This window comes from Gudongella oleilytica (assembly GCF_004101785.1).
Classification (GTDB): Bacteria; Bacillota; Clostridia; order Tissierellales; family Tissierellaceae; genus Gudongella; species Gudongella oleilytica.
Genome location: NZ_CP035130.1, coordinates 1,725,770 through 1,739,739 on the forward strand (window position 1 = coordinate 1,725,770; position 13,970 = coordinate 1,739,739).

14 protein-coding genes and 3 riboswitches are annotated in these 13,970 nt (G+C 42.7%); all 14 genes read right to left on the reverse strand.

Going from position 1 to position 13,970, the window contains the following annotated elements; translation table 11 throughout:
* Positions 1 to 3 precede the first annotated feature (3 nt).
* Positions 4 to 477 (reverse strand): glycine/sarcosine/betaine reductase complex selenoprotein A, encoded by a 474-nt coding sequence (gene grdA, locus EC328_RS08275; RefSeq protein WP_128426344.1) that lies wholly within the window; start codon positions 475 to 477, stop codon positions 4 to 6.
* Between the two features lie 38 nt (positions 478 to 515).
* Positions 516 to 1,802, reverse strand: coding sequence for a glycine/sarcosine/betaine reductase component B subunit (locus tag EC328_RS08280; protein WP_128426345.1), 1,287 nt, complete (start codon positions 1,800 to 1,802; stop codon positions 516 to 518).
* 66 nt (positions 1,803 to 1,868) lie between these two features.
* Entirely contained in the window at positions 1,869 to 2,186 is a 318-nt protein-coding gene (trxA, locus tag EC328_RS08285) for a thioredoxin TrxA (protein WP_128426346.1), read from the reverse strand.
* 14 nt (positions 2,187 to 2,200) lie between these two features.
* Complete coding sequence (trxB, locus tag EC328_RS08290) at positions 2,201 to 3,133, reverse strand: thioredoxin-disulfide reductase (RefSeq protein WP_128426347.1); 933 nt, start codon at positions 3,131 to 3,133, stop codon at positions 2,201 to 2,203.
* 87 nt (positions 3,134 to 3,220) lie between these two features.
* Positions 3,221 to 3,299, reverse strand: a riboswitch (glycine riboswitch).
* A gap of 2 nt (positions 3,300 to 3,301) precedes the next feature.
* Positions 3,302 to 3,403: riboswitch (glycine riboswitch) on the reverse strand.
* 120 nt (positions 3,404 to 3,523) lie between these two features.
* Positions 3,524 to 5,131, reverse strand: a complete 1,608-nt coding sequence (locus tag EC328_RS08295; protein WP_128426348.1) for a Na/Pi cotransporter family protein — start codon at positions 5,129 to 5,131, stop codon at positions 3,524 to 3,526.
* Between the two features lie 73 nt (positions 5,132 to 5,204).
* Positions 5,205 to 5,672 carry a tRNA (cytidine(34)-2'-O)-methyltransferase gene (locus tag EC328_RS08300; protein WP_128426349.1) on the reverse strand — a complete coding sequence of 156 codons (468 nt, stop codon included), beginning with the start codon at positions 5,670 to 5,672 and terminating at the stop codon, positions 5,205 to 5,207.
* Positions 5,673 to 5,684: 12 nt separating this feature from the next.
* Positions 5,685 to 6,503 carry a Cof-type HAD-IIB family hydrolase gene (locus tag EC328_RS08305; protein WP_128426350.1) on the reverse strand — a complete coding sequence of 273 codons (819 nt, stop codon included), beginning with the start codon at positions 6,501 to 6,503 and terminating at the stop codon, positions 5,685 to 5,687.
* A 73-nt stretch (positions 6,504 to 6,576) separates the two neighbouring features.
* Positions 6,577 to 7,827, reverse strand: a complete 1,251-nt coding sequence (locus EC328_RS08310) for a heme ABC transporter ATP-binding protein (protein WP_128426351.1) — start codon at positions 7,825 to 7,827, stop codon at positions 6,577 to 6,579.
* A gap of 18 nt (positions 7,828 to 7,845) precedes the next feature.
* Positions 7,846 to 8,895 (reverse strand): FecCD family ABC transporter permease, encoded by a 1,050-nt coding sequence (locus EC328_RS08315; protein WP_128426352.1) that lies wholly within the window; start codon positions 8,893 to 8,895, stop codon positions 7,846 to 7,848.
* A 14-nt stretch (positions 8,896 to 8,909) separates the two neighbouring features.
* Positions 8,910 to 9,851, reverse strand: a complete 942-nt coding sequence (locus EC328_RS08320) for an ABC transporter substrate-binding protein (protein WP_128426353.1) — start codon at positions 9,849 to 9,851, stop codon at positions 8,910 to 8,912.
* A gap of 96 nt (positions 9,852 to 9,947) precedes the next feature.
* A riboswitch (cobalamin riboswitch) is annotated at positions 9,948 to 10,127 on the reverse strand.
* A gap of 26 nt (positions 10,128 to 10,153) precedes the next feature.
* Positions 10,154 to 11,587: a VanW family protein gene (locus tag EC328_RS08325; RefSeq protein WP_164906082.1), complete on the reverse strand. Its 1,434-nt coding sequence runs from the start codon at positions 11,585 to 11,587 to the stop codon at positions 10,154 to 10,156.
* The gene (nth, locus tag EC328_RS08330) at positions 11,580 to 12,233 is read right to left on the reverse strand and encodes an endonuclease III (protein ID WP_128426355.1); all 654 of its coding nucleotides are present in this window, start codon (positions 12,231 to 12,233) and stop codon (positions 11,580 to 11,582) included. The genes EC328_RS08325 and nth overlap by 8 nt, the downstream gene beginning before the upstream one ends.
* 8 nt (positions 12,234 to 12,241) lie before the next feature.
* Entirely contained in the window at positions 12,242 to 12,523 is a 282-nt protein-coding gene (locus EC328_RS08335) for a DUF503 domain-containing protein (RefSeq protein WP_128426356.1), read from the reverse strand.
* A gap of 180 nt (positions 12,524 to 12,703) precedes the next feature.
* A complete protein-coding gene (locus EC328_RS08340; protein WP_128426357.1) occupies positions 12,704 to 13,891 on the reverse strand; it encodes a glycine C-acetyltransferase in 1,188 nt (395 codons plus the stop codon).
* Between the last annotated feature and the right edge of the window lie 79 nt (positions 13,892 to 13,970).

A 13,970-nucleotide genomic window follows, 5' to 3' on the forward strand; every position in this document is an offset into this window, starting at 1 on the left:
GTATCAATATTTAGTATGCTGATTTCTCATAGCACTGACTTCAGCAATGATCGCATCCACGTCAAGCACCATTTCCATCATGCCTATTTGATCATCATAAACTCCTGCATCTACTGCTTCCTTAAACTCAGGCTCTACTGCGTGGTATACTTTGAGTCCCAACGGAACTCCTGCTAATGGACCTGCGAATGTAGGGTCTCCAGCTGTTACCGTCTCAGCAGCCAATCCTGCTGATTCAGCCTCTGCTCCACCGATCAACACGACTATGTTCTCTGCGCCGTATTTCTCAGCCATGTCCTTTACCCTCTTTTGATTCTCAAGATCCATCGCTCCTGCAGCCGTTCAGACAAAACACTCAGTTGCTGAAAATACTACCTCTGCAGGTGTGGTCTTTATGCATTCTTCCATAGCCGGTCCTGGTATACCATCTCTGTCGCCAATAATTATTACCTTTGAATTTTCATTGAAGATTGACATTCTTCCACATCCTTTCATTTCGATTTATATTGCTGATATTAGAATCCTCTTGCAGACATCTTATTGAAGCCTATTTCATTCGTAGCTCCTGTTATTGCCTGGATCTCAACAGTTATTGTACCATCTGGTGCAAGGCTTCCATCAAAGCCACCTGCTATGATATCAGTGTATGCAAGCGTACCAATTACCTTGTCCATCTTTGGAAGTACGATTACCTCATTTGCATTTCCGCCTGTAACTACTGCATCCGCTGCTTTGTCAGCATCTGCCAGTGACTGGCTTGCACCGTCTCTGCCAGCATACTCGTCAGTTATAATTACAGTTTTGATGTTCTTGGCTTCTATTTTCTTACAGTTCATAATAAGGTCCGTATCTGGATTTCCAAAGCCCTCCTGAGAGATTATTACTCCGTCAAGGTTAAGGAACTCAGCCAGCTTAGCTGTCCAGTTTGATGATCTTTCCTTATCGGCAAGGTACACGTTTTCGTTGGTGATTATTACTCCTGCAAAGTTAATCTCTTTGCCATGAACCTTCAACATATCGTGAACGACCGGATTGTTCTGGTGATGGTAGGTTGTATTCTTATCACAAGCTGATACGCAGTTACCACTTACTATAGCGCCGTCCATTATCTCTGTTGGGTACATTATTGTTGGAACTATCTGCTTTGCATCCACTCCATATACATAGGTGTCATGTAGCAATCCTTGAGTCTGCAGCATTTGGACATATCCGATCCTTGGAAGGTCAGGATATTTTTTCATACCGTCGACGAACGCATCCACTTCGAAAACCTCTACTAAATCCGGCGCGACCTTTTTTGCTGTCTCAGCAAGGTAAGCTGCCGCTTTAAATCCTGCAAATCTGACCGCCTTTTCATGATCATGCTGCTTCAGACCTTCAACAGGCTCACAATTCATCACTACGTTGATCGTTTTGGAAAACGGCGTGTATTCTGCTCCAGGACCTGTCATGTCGACTATACCCTCCTGGAATCCAACGATCTTGCCTGTAGTCATTACTGCACAGCCCTTAAGTACATTAGTTTTACCTGAACCGACGACATCCACTTTTGATAGTATTCCTGGGAATACTCCACCGGGTCCTTCCACCTTGACCCTTGGTTCAACAACGTCCTTTACAGGTGTGATCCTTACACTTTCACCTGGCTTTGCGATGTCGACGCTGACCGAAGCAATGTGCTCATCCTCCATAATCAAGTTGATTAACTCTTCCTTCTTTATGGTAAGCACTCCGTTCTCCAGTACTGTCGATTCACCGAATTTTACATCCTTAATTAGTACTTGGCCTAATTCAAGACGCATTGACTTCACCTCCTCAGATAATTGGTTGATATCGTATTATCCGGCACTCCGGACTTATTGCCACAATTAGCAATACTTCTTGATCAATTCCTCTACTGACTTAGTAGTAGCTTCATCTCCAACAACAGCATCTACTCTTTCACCATTTTTATATATAGCAATTACAGGAAGTCCAAGAACCTTCTGTCCTATAGCTACTCTTCTCGCAACTGTGATATCAAGTGATGTAAACTTGATCTTGTCTCCATAAACCTCTTCATATTCATGTACATGAGGCATAAGAGCCTTGCATGGTTCACAGGAAGGGCTCCAGAAATCAACCAGTACTGTACCTTCTGCGTTTAGGACCTCAGATTCAAAATTCTCTTTGTTCAATTCAATCATTTCACTACCTCCTATTAAAAGTGTTCTTCTATATACTTCTCAGCCTGAGTCGCCGCTATGGCACCATCAGCTGTAGCAGTAACCACTTGTCTGAGCGGCTTGACCCTGTTGTCTCCCGCTGCAAATACTCCTGGAATATTTGTCTTCATATTGTCATCGGTCTTTATGTACCCATTCTCCATATCAACCATACCCTCAAAAAGCTTCGTGGCAGGATCATAACCCACAAAAACAAATATACCAAAGGTACCGTCATCCTCATCGGCAAAATACTCAGTTTCTTCGCCAGTCTTGACATTCTTCACTACCATTGACTGAAGTATCCCATCACCCTTTACCTCAGTTATAACTGAATCCCACATGAAAGCTATCTTCTCATTCTTGAAGGCTTTTTCTTGTATGGATTTCGCGGCTCTTAGCGCATCTCTTCTGTGAACAATGGTAACTTTCCTTGCAAACTTAGTCAGATACATTGCTTCCTCAACGGCTGAGTCCCCACCGCCTACCACGAAAACCTCAAGGTCCTCAAAGAAAGCTCCGTCGCAGGTTGCACAGTAGGAAATGCCTCTTCCTGTCAATTCTTTTTCTCCCGGGCAGCCTATGTGTTTTGGAACAGCACCGGTCGCAATGATTATGGTCTTAGTTTTGTACTCATTTTTCTCACATTTTACCGTCTTAATGTCACCCTCAAGATCAACTGATACTACTGTGTCAGAGACCTTTTCTGCTCCGAACTCTTCTGCCTGCTGCACCATTCTGGCAACCAAGCTTGGTCCTGTTGCGTGTTCGATCGAACCAGGATAGTTTGCAACCTCATCAGTGGTTGCGATCTGGCCGCCTGCAGCTTCCTTCTCAACGATAAGAGTCTTAAGTCTTGCTCTTGCAGCATAAAGTCCTGCAGAGAGTCCTGCTGGTCCGGCTCCGATAATAACTACATCGTAAACCATCAAAGTACCTCCTTTATAGTTTTGTAGTATTCTGTTCTTTATCCAGCCCAATAAAAAAACAGAATAAATAGACCTATTCGCCTACTTACTCTGTTTATTAACCTGAGAGATTCTCCCGATCCAAATGAAGGGATTGCTCCTTCGGTGAGTGACGCCTTTCCAGAGTTCTGTCCTATTGCGGTCCTTTTGCCTGAGAGGTTCGCAACAGAGGGGCTATCTCTGTCATTTACTCCTTCGGCGCCACCTTGTGGGCTCTCCCGCAATGATCATCCAAAATAATTCAAAATTTTTCATGACATTTTGTTACATTTTTAACAACTTTACAAGGTAATTATATCCTATCTCATTCAAGGTAGTCAATAGTATTATAGAAATATTTAATTGATAACATTAATCCTTAAATTTGTCCAATACGTACATTGCGATATTGCTTGCATGGTCTGAGACCCTCTCCAGATTGCTTATGGCATCCAGAAATACGATCCCTGAGCCTGTGCTGCAAAGCATCTTGTTTAACCTGTCGATATGGTTTGATCTGTTTTGCTTTTCAAGCATATCAACCTCATCCTCAAGTACAAGGACCTGTCTGGCCATAGCCTCATCTGTGATTCTATATGCCTCTATCGAGGTCCTGAATGCGTTATCGCAAACATCGAACATCTCACTCAGCTCCTCAACTGCCTGTGGAGTGAAGTACAGGTTGTTATCATACTTGTACTGAGCTAATTCTGTAATATTCTCGATGTGGTCTCCAACTCTCTCGATGTCACCTATTACGTAAAGCAACGCATTTACATCAGCATGCTGCTCATCGGACAATGGTGCATTGGATAGTTGGACCAGATAATCAGTGATTTCACGTTGTATCTTGTTGATCGATTTTTCCCTTGCAAGTATAGCGTCTACTCCATCAATTTTATCCTCGAGCATAACCACCTTACATGCGGAAAGATTTTCCAAAACAAGGTTCCCCATCCTATTCGCCTCTCGCATTGCTTGCCCTAAAGCTATGGACGGAGTCTCTATAATACGCCTGTCCAGGTACCTGGACTCAGTGATATCGGCCTCGTCCTTCCCAGGAACCAACTTTTCTGCTGCTCTTACTAAAAACATGGCAAATGGATACTGAATTATTCCGTTTATGATGTTGAAGGAAGTGTGGGCATTTGCTATCTGCCTTTGAACGTCATCCGGAGACAGATATGTTACCAGCCACGCTATAGGGTACCTAAGAAAAGTCATGAATATTATCGTACCAATAAGATTGAATAAAAAGTGAATAATTGCAGCTCGCTTAGCGGTTTTGTTGGCACCGATGCTTGAAATCATGGCTGTAGTAGTTGTACCTATGTTCTCTCCAAAAAGGATGGGAAAAGCTATATGCATCGAAATAAGGCCTTCACCTGCCAACGCCTGTAACAGTCCAATTGAGGCTGAGCTTGACTGAACTATAGTAGTAAGTCCTAAGCCAACAAGCATGCCCAGTATTGGATTATTCAAGCTTGACATTATGTTGGTAAAAGCAGGCAGATTCGCGAGGGGTTTAAGTCCATCTCCCATCATATCCATACCGATAAAAAGAATACCAAATCCAATAAGTATTTCTGACATATTTTTTGCTTTTTTGTTCCTTGCACCTATCCACATAGCCACACCAATTGCAACAGCCAAGGGTGCGTAGTCTGTAAGCTTAAAAGCTATTAATTGGGCCGTTATGGTTGTACCTATATTCGCCCCCATAATAACTCCCACAGCCTGTGGCAATGTCATCAATCCTGCGTTTACAAATCCTATAACCATGACTGTTGTTGCACTGCTGCTCTGAACAATCATAGTAACGATAGTTCCGACTATAATACCAGTGAATCTGTTGGTCGTTAGTGCTTCAATCATTTTCTTCAGCTTATTCCCAGCTGCCTTCTCCAAGCCAGCTCCCATAAGGTTCATACCATAAAGGAACAAACCCAATCCTCCCAATACTGGAAGTGCCAAATCCATAGCGTCATCCTCCTTTTGTCTGAATCACCCAAATATATTAACATACAATGATGATTTTTGTACACCCAATTTATCAGGCCAGTCCAGGGAATCCAAGCTGCCTTAAAGCTTCAAAGATAATTATATTGGCTGAGTTTGACAAATTCAGGGATCTTGCAATATTTTCTCTCATAGGTATCTTTATGGCTGTGTCAAGATTCCTTGCAATCAGATCTGGAGGCAGTCCCTTTGTCTCCTTGCCAAATACAAAGAAGCTCCCATCCTCGTAAGTAAATTCTGAATATAACCTGTTAGCCTTTGTAGTTGCATAATAGAACTTTGATCCTGTGTATTTGTCGAGTATTTCGTTGAAACTGTCATAGTAGCTTATTTCTACGAGATGCCAATAATCAAGCCCGGACCTTTTCAGGTATTTGTCGCTTACAGAAAAACCAAGAGGTCTTACCAGATGAAGCCTGGTACCGGTCAGAGCACATGTCCTGGCAATGCTTCCGGTATTGTGAGGGATCTCAGGTTCTACCAATACTATATTAAGAGCCATGGCATCCTCCAATCAAAATACATATTTTTCTATTGCAAGAGCTACACCATCTTCTTCGTTGCTGCTTGTAATGAAATCTGCCTGCTCTTTGACTATATCTTCTGCATTTCCCATAGCAACTCCTACTCCAGCAAATTTAATCATGGAAAGGTCATTTTCATTGTCGCCGATTGCCATTACCTCATCAGCAGTTATGCCAAGTCGTTCACATAGGAGCTTTACTGCCGACCCCTTTGATACTCCTCTGTCCATTACCTCCAGATTGTCTCTCCAGCTCTTCGAAAGCTCCACTGATTCCAGACTCTCCAGGTTTTTCCTGAGCTGTATCAGCTTGTCCTGATCCTTGTCAATAAAAAGGAACTTATAAATTTTAAGCTGTTCATTGTTTACAATATCCTCAGGGGAATTATAAAGCCTTATGTCTATTGACTGACCCTTAAGCTTTTCAGTTGTAGGCGTGTAATAATCGACGATTTCCTTAACATAAGTCCTGGTGAAGAAGGTATCCTCGTTGTAAAAATGAAAATATATGCCCATCTCATGTCCTGCTTTCATTACTCTCTCTATATCTCTCCTGGAAATTGGGCGGTCTATGACCTTATTAAGGTCCTTGTCAACCACAACAGCTCCATTGCTGGCTGCTATATAGCTTTCAAGACCCAGCTCCTTCGAGTAGTGAACAGCTGACTTAAGTACTCTGCCGGTTGCGATTACAATCTCTATCTCCTTGTTTTTAGCCATCTCGATTGCTTCTCTCGTTCTTCTTGTAAGCAGGTTCTGTCTATTTAACAGTGTTCCATCCATATCGATTGCAATTAGTTTTATGCTCATTTCAGTCCTCCCAACAACCTAAATATAACATATCACAGGACAAAATAAAACAAAAAGACCGGCTTGCGCCAGCCTATATTTTACGTATCTCAGTTATTAACGCCTCAGCGTCAATAACCTCAACAAGTCCCTTCAGTCTCATTTCTTCAAGGATCTTATTTGCCTCTCCGCCTGTAAAATCAAACTCCTCATCAGTCGAGAATAGCCTGATTACCTTAATTCCATTATCAAGAGCTGTTCTTGCAAGTTTAAGATTCAAAAGATTCCCACTACCCATCGGAGTAGGTGATATGACTACTGCATGAGAGTTCATTATCTGTTCAAAGGCTTTTTTTGACGCCTTTTCAGATATCGCTGAGAAGGGCTTTTCCTCAATTAAAGTCAATCTAAGTGCTTTGGCGTGCTGCCAATCTGTATCTCCAACGTTGATAACGCCGAGGCTCAAATCATGTCCCTCCTGATTCAGGATGTTCATCAGTTCAAGACTTGTGCCCCCTCCTCCAATTATATGTATCCTTCTCTTCTCCGAACCCCTTAATCTTCTTTTGATCTCAATTGGCGTTACTGTGACATTCCCTGTGTATCTGCTAGTTTCTACTACTACCCGCATCCCATAGGTGTTTTCGATATTTTCAGGAGTTATAACAGCTTCAGGACTCCCCTGAGCAATTATTTCTCCTTCCTTCATAAGTAATATCCTGTCCGAATATCTGGATGCAAGATTAATGTCATGAATTACCAGTACTATTGCCAGTTCCTTTTCTGAGTTCAGTCTCTTTAAAAGGTCAAGTATTTCTATTTGATGATTTATATCCAAATGTGAAGTGGGTTCGTCAAGAAGCATGACCGAGGTGTTTTGTGCAAGCGACTTCGCAATAAAAACCCTCTGTCTCTCGCCTCCTGAGATCTCGGTTATAAGTCTGTCCTTGATATGCAATGTATTTGTTCTTTCCATAGCCTCATAGGCAAGATCCATATCCTTGGAATCTTCCCTTGCAAACCTTCCAAGGAAAGGGTGGCGCCCCATCAACACTACCTCTTCAACAGTAAACTCAAAATCAAGGGATGTGTCCTGCGGAACCATGGATATCCTCTGCGCGATCTCCTTACGGTTATAGGTATCCAAAGATTTTCCCATGAGGGTTATTTCTCCGCTGTCAGGTACGTAAATATGGCTCAAGGTTTTGAGCAATGTTGATTTACCTGAGCCATTTGGACCAATTATGCTCAGAAACTCACCCTTCTTGACCTCGAGACTCACATCGTTTACCACTGGCTTTCTTGAATATGAATATACTATCCTATTCGCTTCCAAAACAGTCATAGTTATACACCAGGCTTCCTACAATGATTTCTTCTTGCTTCTTAAAAGGAATATGAAAAATGGCCCCCCAAAAAGAGCTGTTATTATGCCTACAGGTATCTCGACAGGAGATATTGCAGTCCTTGCAACAGTATCGGCAAATATCATGAATATGCCACCGCCTATGGCAGATACCGGCAATAAAATCCTATGATCCGGGCCAGTTACAATCCGCGCCATATGTGGGATTATAAGCCCCACAAACCCTATTATGCCACTAACAGATACCACTGTTGACGTAAGGAAGGTACCAATAAGCAACACATATAGCTTTGTTCGTTCTACGTTAACTCCAAGAGACTTTGCGGATTCCTCTCCTGTAAGCAGTATGTTTATATCCCTTGAAAAGTATAAGAGGAGCAGCATACCTGTAAAAACAGGCAGAGCAAGAGCAGTAACAGGTGACCACCCTTTCCCTGCAAGACTTCCAAGGGTCCAATAAATTATTTTTGTCATGTCCTTGTTGTATATTACCATCAGAAATGACATTACAGCAGTAAGAAACTGACCCACTGCCACTCCCGCGAGCAAAAGTGTCGTAACAGGTACCTGATTCTTTATTTTTCCTATGTTGTATACAAACGCAACAGCAATCAATGCACCAAGAAAAGCTGCCAGGGATATTCCTGAAAAACCGGCAAAGCTCATCTCAAGCTTGGTTATTATTGCTATGGTAGCTCCTAAGGCAGCTCCTGATGATATTCCCAGTATATATGGGTCCGCCATGGGATTTTTGAGAAGTCCCTGAAAGGCACCTCCAGAGATAGACAAAGCCGATCCAACCAGAACACCCAGCAAAACTCTGGGGAGCCTTACGTTCCAGATAATTGAATTTACTGCTGAAGATATGCCCTCCATATTAACATAGTTATCCAGACCAGGCAATTTTGATCCAACAACTCTGAAGGCGTCAAATATGCTGATGTCGGCAGAGCCTATGGTGCTTGCTGCAACAACAGCAAAAACAAGCACAGCAAGCATGGCTGCCGTTACGATCCCGTAGGAGTTCCTCTTTATCTTACCTTTCATTCCACTCACAGCCTTTACTCGATCTCCGGGTGAATAGCCTTGATCAACATTTCCAGAGCCTCAATTATTCTAGGTCCCGGCCTTGACATAATGTTGCCGTCCAGTAGGTATATCTGCCCATTCTTTATTGCGTCTATGTTTTCGTACCCGGGTCTTTCCGCGATAGACTCAGCGGTCTTTTCCGGTAGGTCATTGGCAGTAAGGTATATCTGTGGATTTCTTTCGATTAACTGCTCAATATCGAACTGAGGATATTCACTTTCAGCATCTCCAGCCACATTTATTCCACCGGCCAGGAGTATCAGCTGATCGACGAAAGATCCAGGTCCTGCAGCCATCAATGGCTCATGCCAGATTTCATAAAATACAGTCTTTGCTTCAAGTCCCTTCACTTTTTCAATAAGCTCGGCTTCCTTCGCAATCATTTCCTGTGAAAGTGTCTCAGCTTCAGTGTTGTTGCCTGTAAGTACGCCTATCCTTTTTATGGTTTCAATTATCTCTTCAATACTTTCAGGCTCAAAACCAGCTATCTGGATCCCTGCCTCTACAAGTCTCTGAGTTTCCTCTGTGATGCCTTCACCATAATTGATGACCAGATCAGGCTCAAGCTCAATTATCCTCTCCAGGTTCATTCCATTGAAATCACCAATTTTCTCAACCTGCAGCACTTCCTCCGGATAATCGTCAAAGGTTGTAACCCCAATTACTCTGTCTCCTGCCCCTATGGCATAGAGTATCTCAGTATTGCTTGGAGCTAATGATATGATCCTCTGAGCTGGTTCGTTGAGACTGATTTCATTACCAAAATCGTCCAGTATCGTAATAGTTTCGCCCTTAGTGTGTTCTTCAGGTGTTTCCTTTGGTATTGCCTCTGTTTGCTCCTTGGGTGCACATCCGGATACTACTGCCGCAAAAATCATCATAGCTGTTAATAGTACTAACCATCTTCTTTTCAATCTTATCCTCTCCCTTTTAATTATGAAAAACAAAAACCTGTCCGGAGACAGGCTGATAGCGGTAAAATAGATCCCTCCCTCCGAGTCAAGAACCAATGGCTCTTGCTAACACAGGCAGATATCCTGACTTACGGATCATCCTAATTTCAGCGCCTTCCCGGTTTCCCAGTGGCATAAAGCTGATTTCGTTCCCGTTCACAGTAGCGGGGGCTGTAGTGGATTTTAACCACTTTCCCTTTTAAATCTCTTGGAGATACCCATGTGGTATATTTAGCTGTGGTAATCATATCAAAGTTCCGCTTCTATGGCAATACCTCCGGTAAAACTCCCTCTTCAACTGGCATGACAGGAGTTTGGTCAACCGCAGCTGGAGGTTGGATTATCGGCTCAGCAGCAAGTGCAGGCCCTACCCTATAGATAAAATCCCTTTCTTTGTAATAATCTGAGGATATCCTTTCTCTGCTTATTACCTCTCCATTTTTGATTATCGACTTATAGGTGCTGACCTTGTAGCCCGTTCTACCCTCCTGAACAAGCTCTCTATAACCTGGAGGGAGAGAAGGATCAAAATTTTCATGAACCTTATAGGGAATGGTTGCATGATGCTCAGTGTCTATCTTAACTGTATAATCCCTACCCCTCATGTCGCCATATATATAGAAGTATACCCTGGTTCCAATGACCTCTGAGTCGATGTAGACTGGATAGTCAAAATTGTTCTTAAACCTTAGATCCAGATACCCTGTCGCTACAGCGCCGTCAGTTCCTCTGGGTACATACGCAGGAGGCATTGAATGCGGATGTCTTTCAATGATTTCCAGGTCTGCAAGAAGAAGTGCATTATATAGTGTAGTAGATGTCTGGCAAACTCCTCCCCCCATGCCTGGAGTCAGCTCACCGTTCAGTATCACTGGAGCTTCCTGATAACCGGCATCAGCTCTTCTGGGCCCGGTGGTCTCATTATAGGACAGCTCATCGCCCGGCATCAATAGAATTCCTTTAAAAGCTTTTGCTGAAAGCCTTATGTTGTTAACTCTTCCAGGAGCGCTGCCTTTGAAGCTTGTGGAGAATTCTGCTATCTTTCCGTTGATCCTTTCATAAAACTCAGCTTTTATTTCAGGCTCGATTATCTCGATCGGAAGCTCTACTCTTCCTCCCTCGGAAATTGCCAGCTCTGCATCCTTTCTTAGTGTATCAAGGTCAACCGCAGTTCCATTGACATGTTTGGTGACATTGATCTCCCCATTGGAAAAATCAAAGTCGGCATCTATCGGGTCCCTTTTGTACTTTTCTGCTAATGTGTTCAATTCAAAATCTAGTCTCGGGACGCTGTATAAAGACTCAATTTCAATGTTTACAGGATCATTCCTCAACTCCTGTATTCTCATGAACCTGTCTATTATGCTTCCGCTTCTTCCAATTTTATATGCCTCATCAAGCGCAGCCTCATAATCGTAGGTATATCCGAGCTTGGCATAGGATATAAAGGTTTCCTCACCCGGGTGCTCCTCAGATTCTATGATAATTCCCTTTTCGTTGAAGCCATTCTCAAGGCTCTCCCGCAATTTGCTTTCTGCCTGCTGCCTAGTCAGGCCTCCTATTGGGACATTTGCAACCGAAACACCTTCATAATAACCATCTATGTTTATCCTGCCATCCAGGTAGGTGTAGCCTCCAAACAAGGCTCCTGATATAATAAGCAGAACGACAATTGCTGCAACTACTCGTTTATCCATTGTTGATCTCCCTTTCATAGTAGAGACATTCCGTATTTATAGGACAAATCTCACATTCAGGCTTTCTGGCCTTGCAGATCCTCCGGCCGTGAAATATAAGCAGGTGGTGAGCTTTTGTCCACATATTCTTTGGGATATTTTTCATCAGCTCTTCCTCAGTTTTTTCGACTGTCCTGGAATTTGCGAGTCCTATTCTGTTAGATACCCGAAAAACATGAGTGTCAACCGCGATCGCAGGAACTCCAAATGCGTTACTTGCAACAACATTGGCAGTTTTTCTCCCAACTCCTGGAAGCTTAATAAGTTCTTCTATCGTATCGGGTACTTGACCATTATGCTTTTCCAGGAGCAACTCACAGGTACTCAGAATATTGCTGCTTTTAGTATTGGACAGTCCACAGCTTCTTATCCTTTTTTCAAGCTCAATCCGGCCAAGTGATATGTAATCTTCCGGAGACGTAAGTTCAGCAAAAAGCTCTGAAGTCACCTTGTTTACCCTTACATCAGTGCATTGAGCTGATAAGATGGTCGCTATAAGAAGCTCAAAGGGAGTTGTAAAGTCAAGCTCTGGTCCTGCATCAGGATAAGTCTTAAGAAGCTTTTCTATGACTGATGCCATTTCTTTTTTTGTCAGCTTTTTTCTCATGGTCTCACCTATAGTAACTCAATATTTTGCCCTATGATCTCGACCCTGCCATCGCCATCAATAAAGTTGATTACATTTTGGATCATTTTTCTTGCATGATCAGGTTCCGTAGATACGCAAGCAAAACCAATTTCAGAGTTTTGCCAGCTGTCAAGCATATCCACCTCAGCTATCGAAATGTTGAATCTATGCTTAAGGCGCTCTATTATGCTTTTTATGACTTGCCTTTTCTCCTTAAGGGAATGGGCTTCAAATATTTCAAGTCTTATAGTACAAATTCCCACAAACATTTTATTCCCTCCTACGCTGACATATATACATTCTACAATATATGAAAAAGAAAAAACAGGGTCAATTGCCATGAGTACAAAAACTACTGCATAGCCCATATTTATCTTGTGCTTTAATGAACTATTCAATAATTTAGATCCAGGATCATATGATCCTGGATCTGTATCTTCTATCCAATCCTATAAAAGCCTCATTTCCTCCCCAACAGCCTTAAATGCCTCAACAGCCTTATCAAGCTGTTCCTTGCTGTGTCCTGCAGTCACCATGCATCTTAGTCTTCCTGTTCCCTTTGGTACAGTAGGGAAAACTATTCCAGATACGAATACTCCCTTATCGAGAAGTCTTCTGCTGAATTCCATCGTTTTCGCCTCATCTCCAATAATTACCGGAGTTATTGGTGTTTGACTGTTTCCAATATCAAATCCTAATGTTCCCATTTTTTCTTTGAAGTATTTTGCGTTATCCCATAGCCTGTCGGTGTATTCTGTGGACTCAGTCAGCATCTTCACAGCCTCTATTATTGCACCTGCTGCTGCAGGAGGCATTGAGGTTGAGAATAGAACAGGTCTTGCTCTGTGGCTAAGCCATTCATACATAGTGCTTGAGCCAGCTACATAGCCTCCAACTACACCTATTGCCTTTGATAATGTTCCTATTGTAAAATCTACTCTGCCATGCAGTCCAAAGTGGTCAACTGTTCCCCTCCCACTTTCTCCAAGGACACCTGAGCCGTGAGCGTCATCGACATAGGTCATTGCTTCGTATTTTTCAGCAAGCTGAACTATTTCGGGAAGCTTTGCAATGTCACCATCCATACTGAATACTCCGTCAGTGATGATAAGGATATTCCTGTACTTGTCTCTTGAATCCTTAAGAACTGACTCCAGGCTGTCCATATCAGAGTGCTTATATATCCCTTTGTCTGCTCTGGATAGTCTTGAGCCGTCAATGATCGATGCATGATTCAGTTCATCGGAGATGATTATATCTCCAGCCTCTGTAACTGCCTGGATAGTACCCGCATTGCAATTGAAGCCTGACTGATAGACGAAAGCAGCTTCTTCTCTTTTGAATTTTGAAAGGACCTCCTCCATTTCCTCATGTATGCTCATATTGCCAATAATTGTCCTGACCGCGCCTGATCCTGCACCATACTTTTCGACCGCTGAAATTGCAGCTGCCTTTAGTCTTGGATGATTTGCGAAACCCAGATAGTTATTTGAGGAAAGGTTGATTACTTTCTTACCATCCAAAAGGACCTCAGGACCACTTGCTCCCTGAAGCACAGGCAGTTTTCTGTAAACTCCCTGATCCTTTAACTCCTGGATCTTATCCTTCAAAAATTGCAGCTCATGAATGTTTGACAATTGGATCCCTCCCTGAAATTAATCGTTTTGTTCGTTTAGATTATACCACAGCTTCTACCAGTTGGAAATTTCCTTATCG